The sequence below is a fragment of the Streptomyces sp. NPDC058295 genome, assembly GCF_042880655.1.
GTDB lineage: Bacteria > Actinomycetota > Actinomycetes > Streptomycetales > Streptomycetaceae > Streptomyces > Streptomyces coriariae.
Map to the genome: position 1 here is coordinate 79,900 of NZ_JBHVYO010000022.1, position 26,086 is coordinate 105,985.

The 26,086-nt window shown below is 69.8% G+C and carries 24 protein-coding genes and 1 pseudogene; 13 read left to right on the plus strand and 12 right to left on the minus strand.

Features of this window, described 5'->3' with window-relative positions:
- Positions 1 to 105 precede the first annotated feature (105 nt).
- Positions 106 to 1,212: a cytochrome P450 gene (locus ACFVYS_RS23835; RefSeq protein ID WP_389504968.1), complete on the minus strand. Its 1,107-nt coding sequence runs from the start codon at positions 1,210 to 1,212 to the stop codon at positions 106 to 108.
- A 200-nt stretch (positions 1,213 to 1,412) separates the two neighbouring features.
- Between ACFVYS_RS23835 and ACFVYS_RS23840 the strand changes: the two genes are divergently transcribed.
- The 6 genes from ACFVYS_RS23840 to ACFVYS_RS23865 all read left to right on the plus strand — a co-directional run bounded on the left by ACFVYS_RS23840 (position 1,413) and on the right by ACFVYS_RS23865 (position 7,142).
- A complete protein-coding gene (locus ACFVYS_RS23840) occupies positions 1,413 to 2,537 on the plus strand; it encodes an aldo/keto reductase (RefSeq protein WP_389504970.1) in 1,125 nt (374 codons plus the stop codon).
- A gap of 45 nt (positions 2,538 to 2,582) precedes the next feature.
- Complete coding sequence (locus ACFVYS_RS23845; protein ID WP_389504971.1) at positions 2,583 to 3,539, plus strand: TIGR03557 family F420-dependent LLM class oxidoreductase; 957 nt, start codon at positions 2,583 to 2,585, stop codon at positions 3,537 to 3,539.
- A gap of 86 nt (positions 3,540 to 3,625) precedes the next feature.
- A complete protein-coding gene (locus tag ACFVYS_RS23850; protein WP_389504973.1) occupies positions 3,626 to 4,600 on the plus strand; it encodes a phosphotransferase family protein in 975 nt (324 codons plus the stop codon).
- Positions 4,601 to 4,659: 59 nt separating this feature from the next.
- Positions 4,660 to 5,598, plus strand: coding sequence for a RimK family alpha-L-glutamate ligase (locus ACFVYS_RS23855; RefSeq protein WP_389504975.1), 939 nt, complete (start codon positions 4,660 to 4,662; stop codon positions 5,596 to 5,598).
- Entirely contained in the window at positions 5,595 to 6,461 is an 867-nt protein-coding gene (gene larE / locus ACFVYS_RS23860) for an ATP-dependent sacrificial sulfur transferase LarE (protein WP_389504977.1), read from the plus strand. Before ACFVYS_RS23855 ends, larE begins: the two co-directional genes overlap by 4 nt.
- 33 nt (positions 6,462 to 6,494) lie before the next feature.
- Positions 6,495 to 7,142: an HAD family hydrolase gene (locus ACFVYS_RS23865; protein WP_389504979.1), complete on the plus strand. Its 648-nt coding sequence runs from the start codon at positions 6,495 to 6,497 to the stop codon at positions 7,140 to 7,142.
- Here ACFVYS_RS23865 and ACFVYS_RS23870 read toward each other — a convergent pair.
- Positions 7,139 to 7,879, minus strand: a complete 741-nt coding sequence (locus ACFVYS_RS23870) for an HAD family hydrolase (RefSeq protein ID WP_389504981.1) — start codon at positions 7,877 to 7,879, stop codon at positions 7,139 to 7,141. The genes ACFVYS_RS23865 and ACFVYS_RS23870 overlap by 4 nt on opposite strands.
- The gene (locus tag ACFVYS_RS23875; protein ID WP_389504983.1) at positions 7,876 to 8,640 is read right to left on the minus strand and encodes a hypothetical protein; all 765 of its coding nucleotides are present in this window, start codon (positions 8,638 to 8,640) and stop codon (positions 7,876 to 7,878) included. The genes ACFVYS_RS23870 and ACFVYS_RS23875 overlap by 4 nt, the downstream gene beginning before the upstream one ends.
- Positions 8,641 to 9,364: 724 nt before the next feature.
- Here ACFVYS_RS23875 and ACFVYS_RS23880 point away from each other — a divergent pair.
- Positions 9,365 to 10,048, plus strand: coding sequence for a hypothetical protein (locus tag ACFVYS_RS23880; RefSeq protein WP_389504985.1), 684 nt, complete (start codon positions 9,365 to 9,367; stop codon positions 10,046 to 10,048).
- A 719-nt stretch (positions 10,049 to 10,767) separates the two neighbouring features.
- On the opposite strand, the gene ACFVYS_RS23885 is transcribed toward ACFVYS_RS23880, so the two are convergent.
- Together ACFVYS_RS23885 and ACFVYS_RS23890 are read right to left on the minus strand one after the other, a co-directional pair.
- Positions 10,768 to 11,175: a hypothetical protein gene (locus tag ACFVYS_RS23885; RefSeq protein ID WP_389504986.1), complete on the minus strand. Its 408-nt coding sequence runs from the start codon at positions 11,173 to 11,175 to the stop codon at positions 10,768 to 10,770.
- Between the two features lie 280 nt (positions 11,176 to 11,455).
- On the minus strand, positions 11,456 to 12,280 hold the full coding sequence (locus ACFVYS_RS23890) for a universal stress protein (protein ID WP_389504988.1): 825 nt from the start codon (positions 12,278 to 12,280) through the stop codon (positions 11,456 to 11,458).
- A gap of 308 nt (positions 12,281 to 12,588) precedes the next feature.
- Between ACFVYS_RS23890 and ACFVYS_RS23895 the strand changes: the two genes are divergently transcribed.
- Positions 12,589 to 13,464: a universal stress protein gene (locus ACFVYS_RS23895; protein ID WP_389504990.1), complete on the plus strand. Its 876-nt coding sequence runs from the start codon at positions 12,589 to 12,591 to the stop codon at positions 13,462 to 13,464.
- Positions 13,465 to 13,505: 41 nt separating this feature from the next.
- Here ACFVYS_RS23895 and ACFVYS_RS23900 read toward each other — a convergent pair whose 3' ends face one another.
- From ACFVYS_RS23900 to ACFVYS_RS23920, 5 genes are all read right to left on the minus strand, one after another.
- The gene (locus ACFVYS_RS23900) at positions 13,506 to 14,297 is read right to left on the minus strand and encodes a universal stress protein (RefSeq protein ID WP_389504992.1); all 792 of its coding nucleotides are present in this window, start codon (positions 14,295 to 14,297) and stop codon (positions 13,506 to 13,508) included.
- A gap of 182 nt (positions 14,298 to 14,479) precedes the next feature.
- On the minus strand, positions 14,480 to 15,379 hold the full coding sequence (locus tag ACFVYS_RS23905; protein ID WP_389504993.1) for a universal stress protein: 900 nt from the start codon (positions 15,377 to 15,379) through the stop codon (positions 14,480 to 14,482).
- A 63-nt stretch (positions 15,380 to 15,442) separates the two neighbouring features.
- Positions 15,443 to 17,875 (minus strand): glycoside hydrolase family 65 protein, encoded by a 2,433-nt coding sequence (locus ACFVYS_RS23910; RefSeq protein WP_389504995.1) that lies wholly within the window; start codon positions 17,873 to 17,875, stop codon positions 15,443 to 15,445.
- Positions 17,872 to 18,561 carry an HAD family hydrolase gene (locus ACFVYS_RS23915; protein ID WP_389505069.1) on the minus strand — a complete coding sequence of 230 codons (690 nt, stop codon included), beginning with the start codon at positions 18,559 to 18,561 and terminating at the stop codon, positions 17,872 to 17,874. Before ACFVYS_RS23915 ends, ACFVYS_RS23910 begins: the two co-directional genes overlap by 4 nt.
- A gap of 48 nt (positions 18,562 to 18,609) precedes the next feature.
- Positions 18,610 to 19,485 carry a universal stress protein gene (locus tag ACFVYS_RS23920; RefSeq protein WP_389505071.1) on the minus strand — a complete coding sequence of 292 codons (876 nt, stop codon included), beginning with the start codon at positions 19,483 to 19,485 and terminating at the stop codon, positions 18,610 to 18,612.
- A 307-nt stretch (positions 19,486 to 19,792) separates the two neighbouring features.
- On the opposite strand from ACFVYS_RS23920, the gene ACFVYS_RS23925 reads away from it, so the two are divergent.
- The 4 genes from ACFVYS_RS23925 (at position 19,793) to ACFVYS_RS23940 (ending at position 22,630) form a co-directional block, all read left to right on the plus strand.
- Positions 19,793 to 20,518 (plus strand): CBS domain-containing protein, encoded by a 726-nt coding sequence (locus ACFVYS_RS23925; RefSeq protein WP_389504997.1) that lies wholly within the window; start codon positions 19,793 to 19,795, stop codon positions 20,516 to 20,518.
- 62 nt (positions 20,519 to 20,580) lie between these two features.
- Positions 20,581 to 20,802, plus strand: a complete 222-nt coding sequence (locus tag ACFVYS_RS23930) for a hypothetical protein (RefSeq protein ID WP_020129639.1) — start codon at positions 20,581 to 20,583, stop codon at positions 20,800 to 20,802.
- 222 nt (positions 20,803 to 21,024) lie between these two features.
- The gene (locus ACFVYS_RS23935) at positions 21,025 to 21,405 is read left to right on the plus strand and encodes a hypothetical protein (protein WP_389504999.1); all 381 of its coding nucleotides are present in this window, start codon (positions 21,025 to 21,027) and stop codon (positions 21,403 to 21,405) included.
- 190 nt (positions 21,406 to 21,595) lie between these two features.
- Positions 21,596 to 22,630 carry a helix-turn-helix transcriptional regulator gene (locus ACFVYS_RS23940; protein ID WP_389505001.1) on the plus strand — a complete coding sequence of 345 codons (1,035 nt, stop codon included), beginning with the start codon at positions 21,596 to 21,598 and terminating at the stop codon, positions 22,628 to 22,630.
- 18 nt (positions 22,631 to 22,648) lie between these two features.
- Here the strand turns inward: ACFVYS_RS23940 and ACFVYS_RS23945 are convergent, their stop codons facing one another.
- Entirely contained in the window at positions 22,649 to 22,852 is a 204-nt protein-coding gene (locus tag ACFVYS_RS23945; RefSeq protein WP_327186463.1) for a hypothetical protein, read from the minus strand.
- A 537-nt stretch (positions 22,853 to 23,389) separates the two neighbouring features.
- Here ACFVYS_RS23945 and ACFVYS_RS23950 point away from each other — a divergent pair.
- Positions 23,390 to 24,039: pseudogene (locus ACFVYS_RS23950) on the plus strand (CBS domain-containing protein).
- 74 nt (positions 24,040 to 24,113) lie between these two features.
- Here the strand turns inward: ACFVYS_RS23950 and ACFVYS_RS23955 are convergent.
- Positions 24,114 to 25,832 (minus strand): GAF domain-containing protein, encoded by a 1,719-nt coding sequence (locus ACFVYS_RS23955; RefSeq protein WP_389505003.1) that lies wholly within the window; start codon positions 25,830 to 25,832, stop codon positions 24,114 to 24,116.
- Between the last annotated feature and the right edge of the window lie 254 nt (positions 25,833 to 26,086).

Genomic DNA, 26,086 nt, shown 5'->3' on the forward strand with positions numbered 1-26,086 from the left:
CCGCATCTGCTAGTACCGGCCGGCTCAGCGCGGGCCCGGTCGGTGCGCCTGCTGTGGCCGGCCGGCACCCTATCCGATCGGCCCGCACTGCTGGTCGACCTCCGGTCACCCGAGAGGTGGGCGCGGTTCGAGCAGGACGGCGCAGCCCCGACCGGGGACGATGGTGATGGACTGCCGCCGCGGCGGTTCGGACCGCGAGTGAGCGGGCCGTACCTGGAAGGCGCGCACGAGAGCGGTGAGGGCGATGCGGACCATGGTCACGGCCAGCCTGTCCCCGAGGCAGCTGCGCGTCCCTCCGCCGAACGGCAGCCAAGCCGCGGGATCCTTCGGCAACGCGAAATCGCCGACTGCGGTGAAGCGTTCCGGCCGGAAGGCACGCGGCTGGGGATGCACGGCGGAGTCGTGGTGGACCGACCAGGCCGAAAGTCCCAGCTCGATGCCGGCGGCGAGCTCACGCCCGGCCAGCGTGTACGGGGCATCGAGCGTCCGGCCGAGCAGCGGGACGACCGGGCGCTGGCGGAGCGCCTCCAACACCACCAGGTGCAGGTAGCGCTCCAGTTCGGCGGTGTCCCGGGCGGGTACGCGCCGGTCGATCTCGGCCAGGACGTGCGGGGTGTGGGCGATGCGCTCGACAGACCAGGCGAGTGCCGTCGCGGCTGTCTCGTGCCCGGTGACCATCACGGTGGCGAGGGTGTCGCGCTGACAGCCGGTGGCGGAGCCGACGAGCCCGTCGATGCCGTAGCCGGGTTTAGCATCCGCGACCGCGTTCCGCAGAGCCTCGTCGAAGCGGGACGCGTTGCCGGCCAGGTGCGGCCAGGGGGCGGGCGGCGGTCCCGGCCTGGCCCAACGCCCCGCGTCCCGGCTGTCGGTGAGGTCGAGAAACAGCAGTTCCCGCAGGGAGTCGGCCACCGGGCCGTCAGCGGTTCCGAGCAGGGTGTGGAGCAGCAGGTCGAGCATCAGCCGCTGCTGGCGACGGTGCAAAGCCACGGGTCGGCCGGTCGGCCAGCTTCGTACGGTCCTCTGCGCCAGGCCGTAGAGCTCCTCCTGGAAGTCCTTGCCCCAACGGGCGAACGGGGCGCGCAGCTCACGCCGTCGGCTGCGGTGCTCGGTACCCGTGACGACCAGCACGGACGAGGCGCCGACGAGGGAGCCGAGGATGTCGTTGGCGTTGGCGCCGCTCCCTTCGCGTCCGGTGCGACGGAATGCGTCCATCACGTCGGCGGAGCGCCCAACGACGACGAACGAGGGCCGCCCGGCGCAGTCGATCCGGAATACCGGTCCCAGCAGGCGCCGCCCGGCGTCCAGCAGGACGGTCGGGCGATGTGCCCACAAACGTAACTGAATTCCGGCGGGGAGGGGCAGACCGGGAATCTTTCCAGCCTTTTCCATGGATTACCTCTACTTCGTCAGGGGTGGAAGACGGAGCGGAATTCCGCTCACCGGAGCAAGTAGATATGAATGGTCAGATCTACGCAAGACTGCGGCGGGAGAATTACATGAAACAGCGAAGGCTCGGCTCGACCGGACTTCTGGTCTCCGAAATGGCCCTGGGCTGCATGACTTTCGGGAACGAAGTCGACGAGATCGAGGCACAAGCGATCATCGCGGCCTTTGTCGAGGCCGGCGGAACCTTCTTCGACACGGCCGACTGTTATCACGGCGGCCGGTCGGAGACCATTCTGGGAAAGGTGCTGAAGAAGCGGCGCGACGACGTCGTGATCGCCACCAAGTCGGGCCTGCGCGTGGGCGACGGCCCGAATGATGTAGGCGCTTCGGCGAAGCATCTGATACGCAGCGCGGAGCGGAGTCTGCGCCACCTGGACACCGACTACATCGACCTCTACCAAATACATTGCTGGGATCCCGAGACACCGGTGGAGGAAACACTGTCCGCACTCGACACACTATGGCGTCAGGGAAAGGTCCGCTATTTCGGCGTCTCCAATCAGTCGAGCTGGCAGATCGCGAAGACCTATTTCACCGCGCTGCTGCGCCATCTGCCGGAAATCGTTTCCGTCCAGGCGCAGTACTCCCTGGTCGAGCGCGAGGTGGAGCGTGAGGTGATCCCCGTCTGCCGGGACCTGGGACTCGGAGTGCTGCCGTGGGGGCCGCTGGGCGGCGGTTTCCTGTCCGGCAAGTACCACCGCACGGCCGAGCCGCCCGCCGGCAGTCGGCTGGCCCGTTCCGTCGCCTGGATGGAGGAGCACTGGGAGCGCCGGGCAACGGACCGAGGCTGGGCCGTGCTCGACGCCGTCCGGCGAGTCGCGGCCGCGACAGGCGGCACTCCGGCGCAGGTGGCCTTGGCCTGGCTCGCCCGGCAGCCCGCTGTCAGCAGTCCGATCATCGGCGCTTCCTGCCTGGCGCATGCGAAGGACAACATGGGCGCCACCGCGTTGGAACTGAGCGACGAGCATCTCGCCCTGCTGGACCGGGCCGGTGCCCTTGAACCGACGTACCCGCAGCGGTTCGTGGACGTGGCCATGAGCAGCCGGTCGGACTTCGTCCCGAAGCGGGACGCATGGATAGGCCTGCGCTGACTCCGGCTCCGTCGCCCAGGCCGGTCACGTACGAGAGGACCCCCTATGCCCGAGTACGGTTTTGCCCTGATGGGGGAGGAACATCCCCCGGAACGGCTGGTCGAGATGGCCGTGCAGGCCGAGGCAGCCGGATTCGACTTCGCCATGCTCTCCGACCACTACCAGCCCTGGACCAGGGTGCAGGGCCACGGCAGCAACGTGTGGCCGGTGCTCGGATCCGTTGCGCGCGCCACCGAACGCATCACGGTCGGCACCGCGGTGGTCTGCCCGACCATGCGGGAGCATCCCGCCCTGGTCGCGCAGGCCGCGGCGACGACCGCGCGGTTGCTGCCCGGTCGCTTCCTGCTGGGCCTGGGCAGCGGTGGCATGCTCAACGAACACATCACCGGCGCCCCCTGGCCGCCGGCGGGGGTACGACTGGAGATGCTCGACGAGGCCGTCGTCCTCATACGTCAGCTCTGGGAGGGGAAACTGGTGTCGCACCACGGCCGGCACTTCACCGCCGTGGACGCACAGTTGTGGGGACTGCCTGACGCCCCGCCGCCGGTGCTGATCGCGGCCAGCGGGGTGCGGGCGGCGCGACTCGCGGGCACCAGAGGCGACGGTCTCATCGCCACCGTGCCGGACCACCGCCTGGTCGACACCTTCCGCGCGGCACGCGGGACGGACGCGCCTGCGTACGGTTGGATCAGCGTCTGTTGGGGGTTGCATCCCGATGACGCCCTGGCCACGGCCCACCATCACTGGCCCATAGCCGGACTATCCGGCGACCTCTTCCAGGAGTTGCGGCTCCCCCGGCACGTCGAGGCGGCCACGCGGCACGTGCGTCCGCAGGACATCGCCGAGGCCCTGGTGACAGGTCCGGACGCCGGCGCCTACACGGCGCGGATCCATGCGTTCCTGAATGCCGGGTTCACGCATGTGTGGCTGCATCAGATCGGCCCGGACCAGGAGGGTTTCCTGAAATTCTGGCAGGAGGAGGTACGTCCGTGTCTGCCCTGAGACGCGACGGCACTACGGTGCCGACGGCACACCACGATGGCTCCCCCACAGCGGTCGCTCAACCCCCGCCCGAAGTAGCGGAGCTGGTGGCCGAGCTGCGTCACGGCCGGGCCGGCCTCCCCGAAGGGGAACCGCTCGTGGGCGGGTTCCTGCACGACGTCCGGCGGATCCTCCTGGCCGACGGCAGCCGGGTCGTGGTCAAGCGGATCGGCCGCCGGTCCACCGACGCGAGCGGCGGCGACCGTTTCCGGCTGGGTGAGAGCGTCGCCCGCGCGGCCGTACGGCACTCCATACCGGCCGTCCCCGCCTACCTCGTCGCGGACGGTGATCCGGTCCTGTGCCTCGGGGACACCGAGTTGCTCTTCTACCCGGACGTGCCGGGCACGATCCTGTCGACAGCCGACCGGGCTGCAGATCCCGACCGCTGTCGGCGCGCCGGGGAACTGCTGGCCCGCATACACCTCTTGGACCTGCCCCAGCGGCCCTTCAGCGACGCGGGCGAGACACCACTCTGGGACACCATGGAGGACGTCCCCTGGGACCGGCTGTTGGCCGGCCTGCGTCGCCGCACCGGGGGCGGCCCGTCACGTGCGGACGCGGCGCTGCTCACGCACTGGTCCCGGGCGTACGCCGACGTGCTGCCGGGACTGTCCGGGCGCAGCTGCGTCGGGCATGGCGACCTGGCGCCCCGCAACATCATCGTGCACGGCCACGAGGATGCCGTGATCGACTGGGAACACGCCGGACTCACGGAGCCATGGACCGAACTGGCGGTGGTGGCCCTGGACTGGAGCAGCGGACCTGGCGTCGGGGTGAACCGTGCGGCGTTCAGTGCGGTCGTCAACGGCTATCTAGCAACGGCCGGAGGCGGTTCGCCGGACCCGAACGCCCTCGTCGGGCGGGCCGGCCGACTGCTCGCTTGGCTCCTCTACAACTCCCGCCTGGCCATGCGGCACGGGACCGAGCCGTACCTAGAACGCGTCGAGACAACGCTGCAGCTGCTGCGCGTGCAAGCCGACCTGATGACGGAGTTGACGACATGGTTCACTCAAGTGCGCTGAGCAGAAGGGCGGTTGTACCGCCGGGCGCCCCCGGATCCCCCGTGCGGCACACCCGCGACGTGCCGGAACAGGGACGCCCCGATGGGCGTCAGCGGGAGATCGTGTTCCTGTGCGACGAGCCCGACGCACAGGACCTGCGCCTTCTGCGCGCCGAGATCAGCAATCTGGGGGCAACCTCGGAGCAGTTCCATCCTGACGCGATGACGATCAGCTCGGCCGCCGGGCGCGCTCAGGTGTGGTGCGAGGACCAGCCGCACACCGCGAGCGTTCTGATCGGCTGGGTGCGAGGGGAGGCGCGGGCCGCGGCCATGGCGAAATTCTGGGCGCTGGAGCAGCTGGGGCTTGACGTGGTCAATGGCTGGAGCAGCATGTTGATGGCCGCAAACCCGTTCTACCGAAGCGTTCTGCTGCATGCTTCGGAGCTACCCCATCCACCGCTCTTCTCGGGCCGCGAGTCCGAGGCGGCTCTGTCACTGGCGGCGCGGGTCGGCTACCCCGTGGCGGCGCACCCTCTGGTCCTCCTGCCCTGCCACGGCCACAACCACCGCGGCTCCGTGCTCTTCGAGGACGAGACGTCTTTGCGGTCGTTCCTCACCCACCAAGTGGCGACGGAACACTTCTACGTCCACGCCCATCGGGGCGGCAGAACCCTACGGGTGACCTGTGTCGGCGGCATTCCCGTACTGAGCAGCTACGACCATGTGTCATGGGGCGCCTGCGGACTGCCGGCCCCGGGGCCCGTCGCGCTGGAGACCCTCCCCTCCGAGGCGGCGGCGCTGGCCGCTCAGGCTTCGGCCGTGGTCGGCCACGAGTTCACCTCGGTGCACCTGGCCGAGGACGACCTCGCTCCGGGCGGCTACTGGGTTCTCGACGCCGTCCCCTATCCGGCACTGGACAGCACCAGCTGGCCCACGCCCACCGTCGCGTCTGTCCTCGGCCATCTCGCGGCGGCTCTGTCGAGGCGGGCGCATCAGGGGTGTGCGGGAGGTTCGGCATGAGCAGGACAGATACGTCCAGCGGCGCGCCCGGCTCTTTGCCTGATGAGATCCGGGCTCGCTTGGACCAGGCGATGGCGGCCCTGTCCGGGACGGGATCGCTCCTGGTCGCCTTCTCCGGCGGAGCCGACTCGGCTCTCGTGCTCGCCATGGCAGTGCGGGCGCTGGGGCCCGGCCGGGTCGTCGCCGCGACGAGTGTGGCGCCGAGCATGCCTCAGTCAGAGCTGGCGCCGGCTGATGCGTTCGCAGCGGAGCTCGGAGTACGACACGAGCGACTGCACACCCGGGAACTGGAGCGGGCAGACTACCGGGCCAACGGCCGTGACCGCTGCTACTTCTGCAAGTCCGAGCTGCTGGACACGCTGCTGCGGCTGGCCGATGAGCTCGGATGCCGAACCGTGGCCACCGGCACCAACGCGGACGATGCGGTGGATCCCTTCCGGCCCGGCATCCGTGCTGCCAATGAGAGAGGCGTCGTGTCTCCTCTACGCGACGCGGGGTTCACCAAGGCGGATGTCCGGGAGACCAGCAGAAGCTGGGGGCTGCGGACCTGGGACAAACCAGCCAGCCCCTGCCTGGCCAGCCGGATCGCCTATGGCATTCCCATCGACTCCGCGCGGCTGGGGCGCGTCGAGGCCGCCGAGGAATCGGTCCGCGAGGCCCTACGGGCGCTGGGGATGGAGACCCGCGACCTACGCGTGCGCGACCTGGGCCACCACGTCCGCATCGAGCTCGACCCTTCGCTCGCCCAGCGGTTGGGTCGGGCCGCGGAACTGCGCTCCGCCGTCGACCACGCCGGCTTCTCGGGCGTGCCCATGGACGTCAGCGCCTTCCGCTCAGGGGCACTGAACCTGCTGGACATCTGACGACTCGAAAGGCGGTACCCGGCCTTGCATGCCGTGATCTTCGACGTGGACGACACCCTGCTACAGACCCATGCGGTCGCCTACCGCAAGAGTGTGCTCACTGCGCAGATGCTGGGTCTGCGGCCCCCCTCCGCTCAGGACTTCCGCCAGGTGTTCGGGCGGCTGACCTTCGAGGAGTGCCTCCAGGTGTGGCACCCCGAATTGCCGCCCGAGGAATACTCCCGTGTCTACGAGTCCCTCGCCGATGCCGTTCCCTATCGACCTGTGGACGGGGCGCGCCTCGCGCTCGAAGAGCTCTCGAAAAGAGGGACAACTATCGCCGTGCTGACTAACGGCCCCGGCCATAAGACCCTCCGCAAACTGACCGCCCTCGGTACCGGGACGCAGCCATTCGCATTCGTCCGCCACGCCGGGAACGCCCGCTGTCTCAAGCCACGCCAGGAGGCGTTCAAGGATCTCGTCACGGATTACGGTGTCGATCCCCACGGTTCGGTCTACATCAGTGATCTACCGGACGACGGAATTGGCGCGCGAGCAGCGGGATTCGGCTTTCTCGGTGTGCTGACCGGTCTGTGGTCCGCCACGGACTTCCGTACGGCCGGTGTACCGGACGAGAACGTCCTGGAGAGCGTCCGTGACATCGAGCACGGACTCTCCAGCCGGCACGCGGCCGACCGTTAGCCGGGCAGACGTCCGTCGAGCACGGCCAGGACATCCCCCAGCCTGTCGACCCGCGGGCTGGGGCAGTTCGGTCTGGGCGCCTGCTGCTCCACCGTGCCGGTCGCCGCTGCGCTGCGGCACACCCAGATTGCCCGCGCCCCAGCGGCGACAGCTCCCTCGACGTCATGGAGGAGATCGTCCCCCACGTGCACGAGCGCCGACACCGGTACACCGAGTGCGCGCGCCATGGCGAGGAAGGCACCGGCATCGGGCTTGTGCACTCCGAGGTCCTCCGATACGACGACCTGGTCCACCAGCCCGGCCAGCCCGCTCACGCGTAGCTTGCGCAGCTGTGTCCCGCTGCTGCCGTTCGTCAGCACTCCGACCGGCAGTCCGCTGCGGCGCACCCGCGCCAGCGTCTCACGGGCGTCGGGAAACGGGACGGTCGTGTCGTGCAGTGTCCTCATGAAGACTGCGGACACCTGCTCCACCTCGTCGGCAGAACAGACCACGCCGACCTGGCGCAGGGTCTCCGCCCACTGGTCCTCGACGGGCCACCAGGGCAGCCCTGCCGCGTCGGTCAACCTCTTCATCCGCAGCCCCACGGAGGAGAAGCTCTTTCTCACTTCGATCGCGGGAAGCCCGGGCAACAGCGTTTCCAGCAGGCCCAACCCTGCGTCGAACGAGCGGCGGATCGCTTCCTGGTGGTCGCACAGTGTGCCGTCCAGGTCGAATGACACGGCGCGCGTCGTGCTCAAGAAAGTTCCCGCCACTGCTCCGGCATCCGTGTCGCGAGTTGTGCGGCAATCTCCGCGCACAGCAGGGGAAGCCTGAGCACCGCGTCGCAGTGCCGCGCTCCGTCGGCCACTGCACGCACAGCCCCGCAACCGCCATGTGTGGGGCCAGGGTCGGCGTCGTCCCGACCGATGATCTTGCGGTAGAACGGCTCGTCATCCCAAATACCGTCCCAGCGCCAGCCCGCGACGAGCCGCTCCTCCGCCGCGGCCACATCGTCCAGAGTTACGTCGATGTGTTCCCTCAGCAGGTCCGTCGAAAGCACACAGCCGGACTCGGACACCTTGGAATAAGGGACCGTAACTCCATAATGCCCGGAAAGACGGCACACATATCGGCGGCCGGCCGGACCCCACCAACTCGTATTCATGCGCACGCCCAGAATCGACGGAAGCCGTTCCGGACGGCGTGCGTACCAGCGTGCGTACGACGCCGGTGGTTCGGCACTCCACTGACGCAACGTCGACATCGAGATTCCGAAGAAGACGGCCATGAGCAGGGCGCGGAACTGTTCGGCGGAGCCTTCCTCAGGAGTCCCGAACCGGAAGACAGCACTGTCCGGACGTATCAGACCCGCCTTTCGCGTGACCGGAAGTCGGGCGGAACGAAGAGAATGAATTCCCAGAAGCCCTCTACTCGCATCAGAAGTCGCCATGTCGAGCATCTTCGGGGGACCCGTGCAGGCACGTCCAGAGATCTCCGCTGCAAGTTGATGCAACGTCATGTTGAGGCCACCTCGAATGGATTGCCCGGAGCGACTGCAACAAAGGGCATGTGCACGAAACGGACGAAAGATCATCTACCCGACCCAGCGAGGTGTAGCGGCCCAACGCTATGGGCTACAGAGCTGACCAGCCCTTCCGGGGCCAGCAGCACTCAGCAGCTCAGGCCCCTTCGGCCTCGTCGCCGTAAAAGAGTCCGACCTGCCCCCACAGGCGGGTTGCCACCCCACCAGAGCGAGCGTCGAATGGAGTCCTTCCAGCGTCAAGAGTTCGCCCGCAACACCCACACCACACATAACGTACGGACACAAAAACCGCAGGCATGAGCCCTTGCTTGCCGACTCATGACAACGCACTCCACATGGTGCGTCATCAGAAACAGATCCATTGAGCAGTGCCGGATCCGACCCCACCTCGCCAGCGCGGCATCAGCCCACCCCACGAAAGACATGCCGGACGATACTTTTCGTAGGCGCTCAAGGCTTCCCGGGCCACCCCCCCCCCCCCCAGAGCGCCCGACATGACCCATTGATCCCGGGCAGCACCCTGACCGCAGCAAGCAATCGGCCCACCTGCGCCGGATTGGGCAAGCGGCTTGCGGTGGTCTGCGCCGGAAGTTGCCGACGAAGTCGATCCGGACTGCCGGGTTAAGTCCGAGACGCACCCCAATGTCGGCACCGCGGGATGTTGCAATCACGCCTGCTGGCCACCCGCATGCTCGTGAAGATGGACGAGCAGCAGCTCGGCTGGATGGCGGCTGACCGCGCACGGCAGCTCGCCGAGGCCGCACAAGGCGTCCTCGCCGTCGCCGAATCCGCCCGCCAGCTGGCCGTTTTGGCCAGGAAAGCAGGGTGGCACTCCGAGGCACTGTCGATCGCGCTGTTCGCCGCCGACCACCCGGATCTGCGCCGCGCTGGACGGCCCGGGGCCGCGGTACGCGGCCTTCTCGTGCAGAGCGCCAGTTACACCCTCGCGCGCAGAGGCGACCGGGACGGGATGCGGGAGCTGACCGACGAGGCCGCAGCCATCGCCAGGGAACTCGGCGGCGTCACCCTCCTGCGCGACCACGGCGGCGGCTTCAGCCCCCTCACCGTGGCACTTCACAAAATCAGCGCCGAGAATCACGCCGGGGACCCCCTGGCCGCGCTCGCCGCAGGCCACTCGATCTCCCTCAAGGCTCTCCCCAGCATCGAGCGCCGCTCCCGCGCCCTGAGCGACATCGCCGTCGCCTACGACCGTCTTGGCCGCCGCACCGATTGTGTCCGCACCCTCTTGGCCGCCGAACAGTGCGCTCCCCAAGAAACCCACGCCCGCCCAGCAACCAAAGCGCTCATCTCGAGCCTGCTGGTCTCCGGTCCCACAACGACGGAACTGCGCGGCCTCGCCGCACGCAGCGGCCTCCTTACCTGACGCTGGGTGACCGCGACCAGCGGGCCACAGCCGGGGACGGTGTCCGTCCACCATCTGACGGTCGCTGTAACGGCCTCCTTGCCCAGCCCTTCGCTCCAGGCGGACGGGAGCAGCTGGTAGGAGATTTCGGCGCTGGGATGGTGCTGAAAAGCCGTGCTCCGATCGGCGGGCATTACGGGGCGAGTGCTGATGCCGTCACGGGGATACGAGACGGCATCAGCACTGCACGGAATATCGTGGCATGCACCCTTCGCCCACGAAAGACCGCACAAATGGTCAGCCGGGGCGCCGGCAGCGGGCTGATCTGACTGCGACGGACGGGTGCGCTATGCGCTCCCGCTGGGGCAGGCACCGTGGACGGTGCCTGCCCCCTGCTCGACCTGCCTAGAGTTTGATAGCCGGTGTGCGGTAGACCTTGCCATTGCTCATCTGCCAGCCAGTGGCGTGGTCACGGAAGCCCTTCGGGCACTGGTACGACTTCGAGAAGGTGTCGTAGCCGGGAATCGTGCCGTCCTTGCGGACCTTCGCGTCCTGGCCGCCGGAGCCGGCGCACGTGACACCGAACTGCCCCTTGGCGGACCTGGCGGTCGTGTTCGAGAACTTGACCGTGACCTTGGCGCCACTGTGGCTGATGCACCGCTTGGTCAGCTTGCCGCTGCAATGCCAGCTGGTGGCAGCGTCCGCCGACGGGGAGGCCAGCCCGACGAGCGAGATCGTGGTCAGCGCCGCGAGGGCGAGATGGGCAAGGCGATCGCCGCGCGTACGAAGTCGCCGAACGAGCCGCGGATCGAGGTGAGCGCGCCTTTGGCGAGGCGGGTCGCGGCCGCGGCGCCGCCGCCGGGCAGCAGGACGTAGATGGCGCGGGATGTCGTGGCGATGCTCGCGTCGGGGCGGACGGGCACGACGTAGCGGGTCAGGGCGTGCCCCAGGTGGGCTGTCAGGGCGAGGAGACCCCTGGCGTCGGCGGAGGCCGCGAATCCGAGCAGGCCGAGTTCGGCTCCTGGTGGGATGGACAGACGGAAGCTGGTCTCGTGGGTGGGCCACAAGCCCTCCAACGCGCCCAGGAGCGCGCTCTCGCGCTTCTGGAGTTCGAGTTCGCTCGCGTTGCGGTTACGGAGGATGCGCAATGCGGCCAGTCGTGCGCAGTCGATGAGAGCTCGTTCTCCGTCGGCGCCGATGCCGTCGGGACGGTTCCCTCGGCGAAGTGGGCGGGCCACAGAGGCCGGACGGCCCCAGCCCCAGGGACTGCCGGCACCGGCGCCAGACCACGCGGGGAAGGAGCCGGTCCATCTCATTGCGTTGATCTGCCACCCCACGGTGATCACCGCGGCGTCCTTGATGTCGCCCCTGGCTGCCGCCACCACGGCGGCGATCAGAAGCTCGCCGTCGGCCTTGTCATCGGCCTTGTCATCGGGTTTCCTCCTCCGCGCGGATCACCGCGACGGGGCAGTCGGCGTGCCGCAGGGTCGCTCGGCTGATCCGGGTCGGGGACGCGGCCGTCCAGCCGACACGGCCGTTCATGCAGACCACGACGAGCTGTGCGCGGGCGCTCGCCTCGACGACCGCCCGTCGGATGCCGCCCCGCACACGAGGACGGCGCACGACGATGTTGGGGTGACTCTTTCGCAGCGCGGACAGGGTGGCCGCGAACCCGTTCCGGGGCTTCCCTGTCCGCGTGTCCCACCTGTTGAGCACCACCAGGTCCGTGCCGCGGGCGGAGGCCTCGGTGAAGGCGAACTCGGCAGCCGCTCGGCCGACCCTCCCGTGATCGCCGACCAGTACGACCGGACCAGCCGGGTCCGGCCTGCCCCGCACCATCAGTACCGGAGACTGTCCGTGGGCGGCCAACCGCACGGCGAGGGAGCCGCGTCGGCTGCCTGCGGACCGGCTCGGCGGCCGGCTGCCGACGACGGTGAGCGACGCCCGGCGGGACTCGGTCTCCAGCACCGTCATGGGCTCACCCATGAGGACCGTGCGCGTGACGCTCAGCCCGGGAGCGGCGCTACGGGCCCGGCGCTCTGCCTCCGTCAGCGCGCTGTTCACCGAGCCGTGCACCCGGGAGCCGCCCGGATCCCATGGGGGCACGCCCAGCGGCACACGGGTCGCCGACCACTCGAAGGCGTGTGTCAGCCGGAGTTCCACCCCCAGACGGTCCGCCTCGCGTGCGGCTGCCTCCACCGCGGCCATGCTCGTCGCCGAGCCGTCCACTCCCACCAGTACGGGGCCGCTCATGACGGCTCCCCCCTTCCCTTCACATGCTTCTGAGGACCGGGGAACCCTGCTCCTCGGCTAGGAGACGGACGGCCGCGTGCCGTCGGCCTCGCGGTCGGCGCCGCGAGGCCGACGGAGCCCTGCCCGGCTTCCTGACCCCACGTTCTCCTGGCAGGGGGTGCGCCGGCAGGGGCCGACCGGCTCCCCGCGGCGCACCGTCCGGCCCTGTCCCCGCCGGCCGGGGGTCCCGACGATGGAGGCACCGGAGGAAACAGCAAGCGTCAGCCGATCCGTCGGGCGCCTGCCGCGTCGAGCACAGGAGGTGTCCCATGACCGGACCCGTCATAGTGGGACTCGACGGTTCTCCCGGGAGCGTGACTGCCGCATGGTGGGCCGCCGACCAGGCCGCTCGAAGGGCGCTGCCCCTGGTTCTGCTCCACTCGTGGACCGATCAACCGCTGACCGTGCCGATCCCGCAGGAGGTCCGAAGCAGCCAGCGGTACGGGCGGGATGTGCTCCAGCGCATGGAGACCGAGCTGCTGCATCGGTACGGCGATCTGAAATTGACGACGGAACTGGTGTCGGACACGGCCGCTCACGCCCTCGTGGAACACGGTGAAAGCGCGTCCTTGCTGGTGCTCGGGTCTCGCGGCCTCGGTTCGATGGCGGGTTTCCTGCTCGGTTCCATCAGCCTGCATGTGCTGGGCCTCGCGCAGTGCCCGGCCGTCACCGTCAGAGCGGGTGATCCCTCCGTCGAAGCCGGCCGGAGCAATCCGGCGACGGACCGCGACGAGGTCGTGGTCGGCGTGCAGAACCCGGGACCGACGAGCGACCCGCTGCTGGAGGTCGGTTTCACCGTCGCGAAGTCGTACGGCGTCGGGGTACGGGTCGTGCGTGCCATGCCTCGTTCCGCCCCGCACCTGACCTCTGTCGGCGGCGAGGACGGCCACCGCGACTCGACGGAGGACTCGGCGCTCACCACCACGTTGGCGCGGTGGCGCGAGACACTCCCCGACGTCCCCGTCGTGCAGCAGGTCGTCACCGGATCGGCCGCCCATGCGCTCCTGTCGGCCACCCCGCACAGCCGGCTCACGGTGGTGGGACGCCGCAGTCATCCGTCCCGCCTGACGTGGAAGCTCGGGCCCGTCGCCCACGCGGTGCTGCACCACGCTCCGGGCCCCGTCGCCGTCGTGCCGCACGACTGAGGGCACCTGTGACGAGGAGCGCCGCCTCCTGCTCTCCGCCGTCAGTCGTGCGGGACCAGCACGACCGGCCGGCTCACGTGGTGGATCAGCGCGTGAGCGACCGGGCCGGTGTGCGGGCCGATCCCGGTACGCCGCTTCCGGCAGCCGACCACCAGCAGCCCGCCCCCACCCGCGGCGCGCACGCGGACGTGGGCCGCGCGCCCTTCGTGCAGGTTCTCCCGGACGACCACGTCGGGGTACTTCGCGCACCACGGGCCGAGCATCTCCGCGAGCTCGCGCTCGGCCTCCGCCCTGGCCCGGGTGCTCTCCTCGACCCCCGGGACGCCCCTGGCGCGCGGTACGTGCCAGGCGTGGACGGCGCGCAGTGGGGCCTGCCGGAGTTCAGCCGCGCGGAAGGCGAAGTCCAGGAAATCGTCGCAGGGCCCGTCGGTGTCGACGGCGACCACGACATCCCGGTAGGGGGTATGCGTCGATGCCTTCTCCGAGCCGTCGGGGTGGCGTTCGTCAGCCGCCGTCTCGCCTCCCCGCACCAGGACGACGGGCCGGTCCACGTGAGCCACGGCCGACATGGCCACCGATCCCGACATGAACCCGCCGACGCTGCCCGTCCCCTGGCTTCTGATGAACAGCAGCTCCGCGTTCGCCGCCTCGGCGAGGAGTGCGGGGCCGGGCCGCCTGCGCACCTGCTCGGCGGCGATGTACAACCGCGGATAGCGATCGTTCAGCTGTTCGGCAGCCGTGTGCAGCAACCGGCGTGCGCGGTACTGCGGTGCGCGGATCTCGGGCAGGTCGGCATCGGTGCCATCGTCGGGCAGTCCCTCCCAGGCATGCACCAGCCGGAGCGGCAGCCCTCCAGCAGGGCTTCCCTGGCCGCCCAGTCGGCAGCGGCGAGGCTCTGTCCCGAGCCGTCCAGAGCGACCACCACCGGCCTCGTCATGACCGTCACCTCCTTCGTCCGGCCGGGCCGAGGCCCGGTCTGCGACGAACCGGCCGCTCGACGCGGTCCGGGATGTCCCTACACATGAGGTACGACGGCCACGGGGCAGCCGACGTGATGGATCGCGGCGTGGGTGACGGGTCCGGTGCGCGGGCCGACGGGCCGTTCGTCGAGGCGGTGACCCACAACCAGGAGACTCGCGCCGGTCGAGGCCCGGACGAGCGCGGTCGTGGGCTTGTCCTCCACCACCGTCTCCAGGACCTCCACGTCGGGGTACTTCTCGCGCCACGGCTGGAGCACGGCCTTGAGGAAGCCCAGCCACTCCTCGCCCCGCCAGGGGTCGTCCACCAAGCCGATGTCACCTGCTCCGAGCCCGAGCGGGCCAGGCGCGTGCCAGGCGTGCACGGCCCGCAGGCGCGCGTGCCGGAGACGGGCCGCCTCGAAAGCGAACCCGATGACCTCGTCGCAGGCATCGGCCAGGTCGACGGCCAGCACCACATCCCGGTATCCGGTGTCGGTCGAGGTGTCGCCGTCGTCCGTCGGCACGTGTTCGTCCGACGCCTCCTCTCCGGCCCGGACGAGGACGACGGGACGCGTGGCCTTCGCGACCACGCCGAGCGCGACGGAACCCACGAGGAATCCGGTGAAGCCGCTCAGGCCGCGTGAGCCCAGGACGATCATGTCGGCCTGGTCCGCGGCCTTCGACAGGGCGGCGGTGGCCGGACCCTCCATCTGCTCGTCGGAGAGGCGGACGTCCGGGCACTCGGCACGGACCCGCTCCTCCGCCTCCCGCAGGGAACGCCGGGCCAGATGCCGCTGAGCGGCGCCCGCCGTCTCGTGCTCCTGACGGGGGTGCCAGTCCCGGACATGCACCAGGTGCAGCCATCGGTCACGCCTCCGGGCCTCGCGGGCCGCCCACGCGGCGGCGGCCAGGCTCTCGGCGGATCCGTCCACTCCTGCGACAACGGGAAGAAGCATCTCGGCACCTCCAGCGACAGCACTCTCATCCACTTTCAGCGTGATACCGAACCCGGAGCAGGGTCAGGGGCCGGCAGGTCCTCTCACAGGGCCGTCCGGCCCCTTCGGCCCGGGAGCGACAGTCGGCACCGGGAGCGACAGCCGGCACGTCTCCCCCGGCTGCACGCGGACCGCCCGGTCCGGCAGCCGGATGTCGATCGGTGCACGGTCGGACGGCGGCACGGCCACCTCCAGCAGGCCGCTCTCCAGTCGCAGCCGGACGCCCCAGTGCCCCTGGTAGTGAAGGGAGAACCCATAGGAGGAGAGTTCCGGCAGCGGTACGGGGTCGAGCCACAGCGCGCCCGCGCGGGTCTCCAGTCCGGTCAGTCCGCGCTGGACGAGGTCGAGGGAGCCGGCCATGGCGCCGAGGTGGATGCCTTCTCCCGTGGTACCGCCTTGCAGGTCGGCGACGTCCCCGAGCAGGGCTTCCTGGCAGTACGTCCATGCCTCCGCCCGCCGGGCCCGGGCCAGGACCCAGCCATGGACCAGGCCGCTGAGAGTGGAGCCGTGGCTGGTGCGGCGCAGGTAGTGGTCGACGGTGCGCTGCCAGCTGTCGTCGTCGAGGCGATGGCCCAACCTGCCGAAGAGAGAGCCGAGTTCGGCCGGCGAGAAGAGGTAGCCGAGCATCAGGACGTCGGCCTGCTTGGACGCCCGGTACCGGTTCACGGTGTCGCCCTCCGCCTCGAGGATCCGGTCCAGCCGCCGGATGTCGCCGTACCGCTGCCGGTAGGCCTCCCAGTCGAGCTCGGCGAGGCTGCCGTAGCCCTCGAACTGGCTGATGACACCGTCGTGGAAGGGCACATGGAGTGTGCGTGAGACGTCCTCCCACTGTTCGAGCTCGCCGTCGTCCAGGCCGGTGCGCTCGGCGAGTTCGCGCCGCCGGGGCTCCGGCAGGGCCCGCAGCACCTCCAGGGTGCGGGTGAGGACCCATGCCGCGCTGACGTTCGTGTACGTGTTGTCGTCGAGACCGGGTTCCCGCGCGCCGGGATACGCGTCGTGATACTCGTCGGGGCCCATCACGCCTCGGATGCGGTGCCGGCCCAACTCCTCGTCCCAGGTCGCCGAGTCCGCCCAGAAACGGGCGATCTGCAGCAGCATCTCGGCGCCCTTGGTGTGCAGGAACTCGGCGTCGCCGCTGGCCTCGCAGTACTGCCACACGTTGTACGCCACCGCCGAGCCCACATGCCGCTGAAGCTGGGAGTGGTCGGGCAGCCAGCGTCCCGAGCGGGGGTTGAGGTGCAGCGCCTGTGTCTCCTCGCGCCCGTCGCTGCCGCTCTGCCACGGGTACAGGGCTCCGCGCCGGCCGGCCGCGCGGGCGGCGGCACAGGCCTGGTCGAGGCGACGATGACGGTAGCGGAGCAGGGCTCGGGACACTTCCGGGAAGTGCAGGTTGAGGTACGGCAGCACGAACAGCTCGTCCCAGAAGACATGGCCGCGGTACGCCTCGCCGTGCAGGCCGCGGGCCGGGACGCCGACGTCGAGGTCCGCCGTGTACGGGGAGAGGGTCTGCAGTACGTGGAAGAGGTGCAGCCGCAGGACGCGGCCCGCCTCGCCGGGGACGTCCAGCTCGGCCCTCCGCCACAGCTGGTCCCAGGCGGTCAGGTGTGCTTCGAGCAACTCGTCGAAGGCGGGTGCCGCGCCCACCCGTTGGATCGCGGCGTCCAGCGGGTCACTGATCGCGGGGTCCCGGGAGGTGTGCAGAGCGACGGTCTTGACGACGGTGACCGTACGGCCCGGCAGCAGACTCACGCGCACTCGCTGACCGGCGCGCGGTCCCTCGTGCAGGTCGGTGACGACGGGCGCGTCGGCGGTCAGCCGGGCCGCCATGCCGATCCGGACGTCGGAGGTGCGGGTCCGGCAGCGCAACCACACGGTGTCCGGCGCGGCGGTACCCGTGTGCACGTGGGTCAGGTGGTGGCCGTCCAGTCCCCGGTAGCGCGGTACCCCCGCGTTGGTGACTCCGCCATCGAGAGCCGCCTCGACCTCGAGGTCTCCGGAGAAGCCCTCGGCCCTGAAGTCGGTGCGCAGGGACGCCAGGTGGGGGTCGGCCATGTGTACGAGACGTTGCTGCCGGACGGTGAGCGACCGGCCCTCGCCGAACGTGTACCGCGTGCTGCGCTCCAGCAGTCCGGAGTCCAGATGCAGCACCTGCCGGTGGTGGAGGACCTCGGCCGTGTCGGGGCTGAGCCACTGCTGCCCGGCGAGGCGGTACCGCAGGGGCAGCCAGTTCGGGAGGTTGACCATGTCCTCGTTCTCCACCCGGCGTCCCGCGACGTCCGTGGTGAGCCGGTCGTAGCAGCCGGCGACGTAGGTGCCGGGGTAGTGCACGTCGTCCGCCGTGCACTCCGGCAACGCCCCGCGGGTGGCGAAGTACCCGTTGCCCAGCGTGCACAGCGACTCCCGCAGGCGTTCGTCCGCCGGGTCGTAGCCTTCGTACTCCCAGGTCCGGCCCGTCATCGCCCTGCTCCCTCGACGAGCAACTCCAGGAGATCGTTTACGACGACGTCCGCGCCGTGGCGCAGGAGTCGCCGTCGGGTGTCCGGACCGTCGGCGCGGTCCACGCCGACGACCAGGGCGAATGCGCCGCGACGGGCCGCTTCCAGGAACAGGTCGGGCCCCGGCTTGCCCGCCGGCCCCAGGCGAGCCGCCTCACCGCCCTCGACGAGAGCGTCGAAAAGGTCCGGCACGCCCGCTCCGGTGAGCAGTTCGCGGGCGTGCCGTGACGCGGAGGCCGCGGCGACCGGCACGTCGGCGCCACGCAGCGCGCGCACCAGCCGTACCGTCCCGGGATACGCGTCGACACCGTGCTCGCGGAGCCGCTCGGTGAACAGCCGCTCCTTGTCCCCGGCCACCGCGTGCACGGACGCCTCGGTCGGATCGAGACCTCGCGACGCCAGGAACGCGGCGGCGCCGTCGAGCCGGGACCTGCCGTCCACGTACCGCAGGTAGTCTTCGCCGGCGTCGAAGGGACGCCGCTGAGCGGAGTCGTCGGGCGGGTGCTCGGTCAGGAAGGTATCGAAGGCGGTCTTCCAGGCGGCTGCGTGCACCCTCGCCGAATCGGTGATCACTCCGTCGGTGTCGAGGACGACCGCCTCGATGTCCCGCAGCACGGGTGCGAGTACGTCATGGGACCGAGCGGCCATCATCACTCCCCCTGTGCGCGGTCGGACAGGCGTGGGCCAGGACAACACTCACACTGTCTGCGGGACGATCGCCACCGGACAGTCCGCGTGGTGGAGCAGGGTGTGCGCCACCCGTCCGATCTGGAGCCCGAGGTGACCGCTTCTGCGCCGGACTCCGACGATCACGAAGTCTGCGGCGGCCGAGCGGCGCACCAGGACACCGTGGGCGGGGCCCTCGGCCGTGACCCGCCGCACCCGGACAGCGGAGTGATCGGCTACGCCGTCCCGCAGCAGCGCGTCCAGCAGGGCCGAGGCCCGCTCCTCGTGCCGGCGCACCGGTTCCTCCGCGAGCGCGGGATCGTCGGCACTCTCGTGCGCGGGACAGCGCCAGGCGCGGACGACGTCGAGGCCGCAGCCGCATGCCTCGGCCTCCCGGACGGGGAAGCGGGCGGCTTCGGCACAGGTGACGGGTTCTCCCGCACCCAACAGGACCCGCCCGTGCGCGCCGGCCAGAGCGGCCTTGTCGCCTCTGACCACGATCACCGGACAGCGCGCGCGGGCCGCCACGGCCAGGCCGACCGAGCCGAGGAGCAGCCCTTTCAGCTCACCGCGGCCGCGCGATCCCGTCACCACGGCGAAGGCGTCGTCCGCCTCCCGCAGGAGAGCGTCCGCCGCGTCGTCGGGGACGACGTCCGCGGTGACCTTCACCTGGGGATCGCGCAGCTCGGCGCGCTCGGCCGCGGCGGCCACAAGGTTCTCCGCGACCACGCGCTCGGACGGGCGGTCGAGGCCGCCGGAGGGGACGAACCTCTCGTAGCGTTCCCAGCGGGACGCGTGCACCAGCCTGAGAGGGACGCCGTGTCGAGCAGCCTCGTCCACCGCCCAGTCCACCGCGAGCAGGCTCGCGCCCGATCCGTCGACGCCCACGACCAAGGGGAGTGTCATCATCCCCACCGCCTTCCGTCGGACTGCCCCGGGGCAGCTCAGGGCCATGCCCCCACCGTCTCACCGGTCGGCTGTCGGTACGAGGGGCGGTTCGGCCCCCGATGGGGCCGTTCGGCCCATGCCGTCGTAGGAAAAGCGCCCGCTGATCGCGGGAACGCCGAACGCGTGGGCCGGACCAAATGGGCCACTCGGCCCGCGCGTGGCCCACTCAGCCTCTTTGGTCCGTCAGTCCGTGGCTGGAAGCTGAACTCGACTCCCCGGAAGGGGTGTTCGTGATCGTTCCCATCCAGGACTGGGAGGCTCAGCAATGAAGCCCACGAGAACAGCCGCTCTCATGGTCGAGGATGTCGTCACCGCGCGGTACGGCACACCGTTCAAGGAAGTGGTACGCCTGCTCGAAGAGCACGGCATCAGCGGGCTTCCGGTGGTCGACGACGACAAGGTCATCGGTGTGATCTCCGAGACCGATCTCATGCTGCGTCAGGCCCGAGAGCCACGCGTCTCCGGCGGCCGGACGCGCCGTTTGCATCTGTTCGGCGGCAGTGCCCGACGGGCCGCCGCCAAGAGCCGGGCAAGGACGGCCGGCGGAGTGATGTCCACGCCCCCCGTCACCGTGCGTGCCGACGCCACCGTCACCGAGGCCGTCCGGTTGGTGGCGGACCACCGCATCGAACGGCTTCCGGTGGTGGACGAGGAGAACCGGCTCATCGGCATCGTCACGCGTCGGGACCTGCTCCAGGTCTTCCTGCGCACCGACGACGAGATCCGGCTGGACGTACAGCAGGAGGTCTTCGTCAACACGCTCTGGCTGGCCCCGCACACGGTCGAGGCGGCAGTGCTGGACGGGGTGGTCACGCTCACCGGCCAGCTGGAACGACGCAGCGAGATCCCCGTCGCGGTGGGCATGACACGACGGCTGGACGGTGTCGTGGATGTCGTCGATCACCTTTCCTACCGGATCGACGACAAGCGCCTTCAGCCTGCCGAACCGGGGATGCGGGGCGTCGCCGAAGACTGGCTGCGCAAGATCTGAACCAGCGCTCCGGCGCCCTCGGTCGTATCTCGAATTCTCAGCGGGGAGAAAGGACAACAGCCATGATCCCCATCGTTCTGATCGTCGCCGCCGTACTGGGCGCCTGCCTGGTCTTCGGCTACAGCTCGTTCGTCGTCGGCTTCTCCCTGATGGTCGTCGGCGTTCTGGGGCTCATCGCCTTCCTGGCGACGCCGGGCGCGGTCCTGCGCCCCGGTGAGCGGGAGTTCGTCGAGGAGCGGCACTACTTCGGCGAGCACGACGACCACCGGGAGTTCCGGAAGTGATCGTCGCCGGACGTCGGCCCTCCTCCCACGACGTCGCTCCGCCACTGCTTGCGGGGCGGCGTTCGTGGGCGCAGGCGTGAGGTGCTCCTCGTGGCTCTGTCACCCCCCTGTTTCTGGGGGATTCACGCATCTTCCCGGCCAGGCCATTGTCCTGGGTGTGCTCCGGGCTTCGGTGCACGCTCCGCACGGCAAGGCATTGCCGTCAGTGATCAGGGGGAAATGATGACGAGAACCATCCTGCGGTGCCGTGGCGCCGTCGTGGCAGTGCTGAGCGCCGGCGCGCTGGCTCTGGCGACCGGCAGCGCGTCCGCCGCGGCCGCGTTGATCCCCATCACCTCGACCACGGGGGTGGGCGTCTACAACACGACGCACACACGCGACGGCAAGGTGGGCGTCCCGGACATGGGCTTCGGTGACGCGATCATCGCCGACTGCTGGGGCCGCGGTGACAACATCAACAACCGTGGAAACGTCTGGTACCACACGCTGACGGAGCGCTACACCGCCAGCACCGGACAGGAGTTGTTCGTCACCGGGTGGACGTACGGGGCGTACGTCGACGGCAACACCGCATTCCACAACGGAACTGTTCCGGAGTGCTGACGGGATGAGTTGAACCGCCCGGTCCGTGGGTGTTCCAGGGCCGGGCGACAGCCCTTCGGCAATGGCGGGAATCGAATCCTCCAATTCCGTTTCCTCCGGCAGGGGTTGGATATGCGCCACCGAGCGCTCCCTGCCGGCCAACGTACCGAACATGCGAGCTGGGGAAGGTGTGCCGATCCAGACTCCCTCCATGGATCCGGACCTGGAACTGATCTCCCGCGCCCTGTTCTGCGCGACAGCGGAGGCCACCACCGTTCCCGAACTGGGCATGGTGATTTCACGGCAGATCGCGCAACTCGTACCGCACGACGGATACATGCTGAGAGGAGTCGACCCTCTCAGCGGAGCCGCGTGTTTCCTGGCAAAAGAACACGGTTACGGAGCCACCTTCTACCGCGCACTGGAAACCGAGGAGATCCTCGGCCACGACCGGCACACCGTGGCCGGTCTGGTCAGAAGTGCCTGTCCCGTCGCGGTCCTCGAATCCGACGCACCCGACAGACAACACAGCGTCCAGCACGAAGAAATCATGAACGCGGCCGAAGTCGGCAGCGAGATGCGGGTCGCGCTGACCCTCAAGGGGATGGCGTGGGGCGTACTGGTGCTGCTGAGAGGGAGGGGCAGCAGACCCTTCTCGACGACCGACGCCGTACTCGCCGGGCGGCTCTCCGGCCCCCTGGCAGGCACTCTGAGGCAGTACGTCGCCGGCCGCTTCCTGCGTCCCGTCCGTGCCGCACCCGCGCCGGGCGTAGTGGTGATCGACAGCAACGACACGATAAGAGCCGTGACCGTAACCGGCCGTGAATGGGTGCGCAGACTCGTGCCGGAGAACGTGACGGCCGACGAGGACGAGATATTCGCGCACGTCTGGAATATCGCCCTCGCGGCACGACAGCCGGGCCGTCAAGCACTGAGCCGTATCCCCGGACCTGACGGGTGGATCGTGTTGCAGGCTCAACCGCTCGACGAATCAGGCCCCGGCGGTGTGGCGGTGACCATCCAATCCGCTTCCTCGGACGTGCTGTTGCCCGCTGCGGCCGTCCTGTACGGGATCACCCCGAGGGAACAGATGGTCATCCGGCGTGCTCTGGACGGACTGGCCGTCAAACAGATCGCCCGCAGTCTGAATCTTTCCTTGCACACCATCAATGATCACTTCAAGGCCATCTACCGAAAGACCGGAGTCAACAGCCGTGAAGAACTCATCTCCAGCCTTTCGAGATGACCGGCGAGAGATCGGCGTTCAGCAGTGCGTCGACATACGGTGGTCGCTTCGCTGCTCGAGATGCGTCGTTCGCGGCGGCGTCCGCTGCGTTCGGCTACGCAGCAGGCGGACAGCCAGGGCGTCGAAGGTCGCCGCGAGCACGAACGTCACGCCCGTCGCCAGCACGAACAGGAGCGCGAACCGCTCCCAGAACTCCGGCGTGAGACTCGTACCCACTGTCATCACCCTCCCTGATCGGTGTGTTCTCTCTGCTTCCAGCCAACTGCGAAGGAGGCGAGGGCGCATGAGCCGACCGGTCCGCGCAAAGGTCCGCAAGGTACCTGCACGCAAGCCCGTATGGACCCTCCCCATCGGCCGGTTCACGACCGGATGAGTGCCCCGGATGCGCCCACGCCAGGGCCGATCGGGGCCGATCGGCCCTGGTGGCCGGGCGGTCCTCCGTGGTGTGGTGGAGACGACGGGAGGGGCGCGACACAGACGCGGAGAAGCGATCGACGGCGGTCGTGCACCGCGCAATCAGGATCCGCGAGAAGCGGGTGACGCCCTTCCCGTCCTGTGTTCGCGGCGCCTTCTGGGCCTGGCGCGGACATCCGGCGCCGGAGACCGAGCGCCGGAGACCGGGCCTGCCGATGGTCCTGAACACCGAACAGCAGCCGGATCGTCCCAAGGGTCGGGGCCATCCTCGAGGACGCGGGGCGCAGAACCGGCTCGGCCCGCGTCTCCTGGCCCCGCCGTGGACGACCCTTCGAGGAGGAGACCATGAACAGCAGCCCGCACCTCGTGAGCGACGTTATGACACGCGCCGTCATCGGCGTCGGCCGCGACGCGTTGTTCAAGGACATCGTCCAGTTCATGGAGCGTTGGAAGGTCAGCGCCCTCCCCGTGCTCGAGGGCGAGGGCCGGGTGATCGGCGTCGTCTCGGAGGCGGATCTGCTGCCGAAGGAAGAGTTCCGGGACAGCGATCCGGACCGGTTCACCCAGCAGCGGAGGCTGTCCGACCTGGTCAAGGCCGGCGCGGTGACTGCCGAGGAGCTGATGAGCAGTCCGGCGATCACCGTGCACGGCACCACCACTCTGGCCGAGGCGGCCCGCATCATGGCCCGGCGCGGCGTCAAGCGACTGCCGGTGATCGACGACGAGGGCATGCTCCAGGGTGTCGTCAGCCGCTGCTCAAGGTGTTCCTGCGGAATGACGAGGAGCTCACCGAGGAGGTGCGCCAGGAGGTCATCGACCGCATGTTCCCGCTGTCCGCCGACCACATCCGGGTCGAGGTGACCGAGGGGGTCGTGACCCTCACGGGATGGGTCGACGGCCCGCGGCTGGTACCGGTGGCCGAGCGCCTGGCGCGGGCCGTCGAGGGCGTCGTCGATGTCCGCTGCGACCTCTCCGCACGCCTCGGAGCGGAGTGACCCGCTGTGACGTACCTCGACGAGCGATCGGCGCCCTACGACGTCGCGCCGCAGTGGTGTGTGGGACCGGACGCCTAACCTTCCTGCACCGGTGCCCACCACATCAGCGAGGTGCCACCGCCGGAGGGTTTCGCCAGTTCGAGGCGACCGCCCAGCTGCTCGGCCCGCTCTGCCATGTTCCGCAGTCCGCTGCGGCGGCCCTCAGGCGGGATGCCGACGCCGTTGTCCGTGATCGACAACCGCACCTCGCGCCCGTCGGTCGTGAGGACCACCTCGGCCCGGTCGGCACGGGCGTGACGCGCGATGTTGGTCAGGGCCTCGGAGAGTACGGCCACGACGTGATCGGCGACCTCCTTCGGCACATCGGTGTCCAGCAGGCCCTCCATCCGCACACTGGGGGCGAAGGCCAGGACCGGCGCCGCCTCCCCCACGATCCGCATCACGCGGGCCCGCAGTCCGGTGCCGTCGGCTCCTTCGCGGGTGCGCAGGCCGAAGATCGTCGATCGGATGATCTTGATGGTCTCGTCGAGGTCGTCGACGGCCCGCGCCACGCGCTCGGAAGCCTCGGGATGCTCGATGAAGCGGCCCGCACTCTGCAGCGTCATGCCGGTGGCGAAGAGCCGCTGGATCGCGAGGTCGTGCAGGTCGCGTGCGATGCGGTCGCGGTCCGTGAGCACGGCGATCTGCTCGGCGTCCTGACGGCGCTCCGCCAGCTCCATCGCGACGGCGGCCTGCGCGGCGAAGACCTGCAAGGTCTCGGTCTCCGTCGTGGTGAACACCGGCCGGCCGGCTTCACGCGCCAGCAGCACCACACCACGCACACCCGCGTCGCCGGTACCGATGGGCATGGCCACGGCGGGGCCCAGCCCGCCGAAGCGCGGAGGCTCCAGGGAGATCCGCTCGTCGTGGGCGACGTCCTCGCTGGTGACCGGAGCCGCTCCGGAGAAGGCAAGTCCCATCAGGCTCCTGTCCATCGACAGGACGAGCCCCCGGTGCGCGTCGGCGTCCAGTCCGACGGCGATCTCGACGGCGAGCGACCCGGTGTCGTCCATGGGCAGGGCGACCGCCGCCAGCGCCGCCTCGGTGATCTCGCCCGCCCGCTCGGCGATCAGGCGAAGGACCTCGGTGCGCCCACCACCCGCCATCAGGCTGTGGGTGATCTCGGCGTTCGCCCGCAGCCAGCGCTCGCGCAGCCGGGACTCGGCGTACAGCCGGGCGTTGTCGATGGCGACGCCGGCCGCGACGGCCAGGGTGAGCGTGACGGAGATGTCCTCCTCGTCGAACTGCCCACCGCCGCGCTTCTCGGTCAGGTACAGGTTGCCGAACACCTGGTCGCGGACCCGGATCGGGACGCCGAGGAAGGTGTTCATCGGCGGGTGGTGGGGCGGGAAGCCGTACGAGGCCGGGTGCTCGGAGATCTTCGCGAGCCGAAGGGGTTCCGGGTGGCGGATCAGCTCTCCGAGGATTCCGTGGCCCTCGGGGTAGGGGCCGATCGCGGCGATCTGCTCCTCGGTGACCCCGATGGTGTGGAAGGCGGACAGCCGCTTGCCGTCGGGCCCGATCACGCCCAGCGCGGCGTACTCCGCGTCGACGAGCACCGCGGCCGCTTCGACAATGCTGTGGAGGGCCTGCTCGAGGTCCAGCTCCCGGCCGACCGAGAGCACGGCCTCCAGCAGGCTGTGCACCCGGTCGCGGGTGCCTCGCGCGGCGTCCAGCCGTGCCTGCAACTCCTCCAGCAGTTCGTCCAGGCTGAGCTGAGGCAGCCGCACACGGGCTTCCTCGGGGCTTCCCACCTGTGTTCCTCCAGGTCCGCTCACCGAACGGACACCCACTGGTCCGATCATGTGCCACGGTAACGGTCGCCGGTCCGGGGCGTAAGCGGAACCGGCCGAGTCACCACGCCCGTCGGCGTGCCCGCCACAGGCCGGACCCTGTCGCGCAAAGGGGGGCCGGTCGGCCCACCGGACGGGACGGACAGCACCTGTCCCCGCCGCTGCCGTCGCCGGACGCTGGAGCCGTACCGAGTCCGCAGACACAGCGAGGAGAC

Coding starts and splice junctions, on each gene's coding strand:
- ACFVYS_RS23835 (WP_389504968.1), bottom strand. CDS start 1,212: ATGGACGCATTCCGTCGCACCGGACGCGAAGGGAGCGGCGCCAACGCC.
- ACFVYS_RS23845 (WP_389504971.1), top strand. CDS start 2,583: ATGCCCGAGTACGGTTTTGCCCTGATGGGGGAGGAACATCCCCCGGAA.
- larE (WP_389504977.1), top strand. CDS start 5,595: ATGAGCAGGACAGATACGTCCAGCGGCGCGCCCGGCTCTTTGCCTGAT.
- ACFVYS_RS23875 (WP_389504983.1), bottom strand. CDS start 8,640: ATGACGTTGCATCAACTTGCAGCGGAGATCTCTGGACGTGCCTGCACG.
- ACFVYS_RS23880 (WP_389504985.1), top strand. CDS start 9,365: ATGGACGAGCAGCAGCTCGGCTGGATGGCGGCTGACCGCGCACGGCAG.
- ACFVYS_RS23890 (WP_389504988.1), bottom strand. CDS start 12,280: ATGAGCGGCCCCGTACTGGTGGGAGTGGACGGCTCGGCGACGAGCATG.
- ACFVYS_RS23895 (WP_389504990.1), top strand. CDS start 12,589: ATGACCGGACCCGTCATAGTGGGACTCGACGGTTCTCCCGGGAGCGTG.
- ACFVYS_RS23905 (WP_389504993.1), bottom strand. CDS start 15,379: ATGCTTCTTCCCGTTGTCGCAGGAGTGGACGGATCCGCCGAGAGCCTG.
- ACFVYS_RS23910 (WP_389504995.1), bottom strand. CDS start 17,875: ATGACGGGCCGGACCTGGGAGTACGAAGGCTACGACCCGGCGGACGAA.
- ACFVYS_RS23915 (WP_389505069.1), bottom strand. CDS start 18,561: ATGGCCGCTCGGTCCCATGACGTACTCGCACCCGTGCTGCGGGACATC.
- ACFVYS_RS23920 (WP_389505071.1), bottom strand. CDS start 19,485: ATGACACTCCCCTTGGTCGTGGGCGTCGACGGATCGGGCGCGAGCCTG.
- ACFVYS_RS23925 (WP_389504997.1), top strand. CDS start 19,793: ATGAAGCCCACGAGAACAGCCGCTCTCATGGTCGAGGATGTCGTCACC.
- ACFVYS_RS23930 (WP_020129639.1), top strand. CDS start 20,581: ATGATCCCCATCGTTCTGATCGTCGCCGCCGTACTGGGCGCCTGCCTG.
- ACFVYS_RS23935 (WP_389504999.1), top strand. CDS start 21,025: ATGACGAGAACCATCCTGCGGTGCCGTGGCGCCGTCGTGGCAGTGCTG.
- ACFVYS_RS23940 (WP_389505001.1), top strand. CDS start 21,596: ATGGATCCGGACCTGGAACTGATCTCCCGCGCCCTGTTCTGCGCGACA.
- ACFVYS_RS23945 (WP_327186463.1), bottom strand. CDS start 22,852: ATGACAGTGGGTACGAGTCTCACGCCGGAGTTCTGGGAGCGGTTCGCG.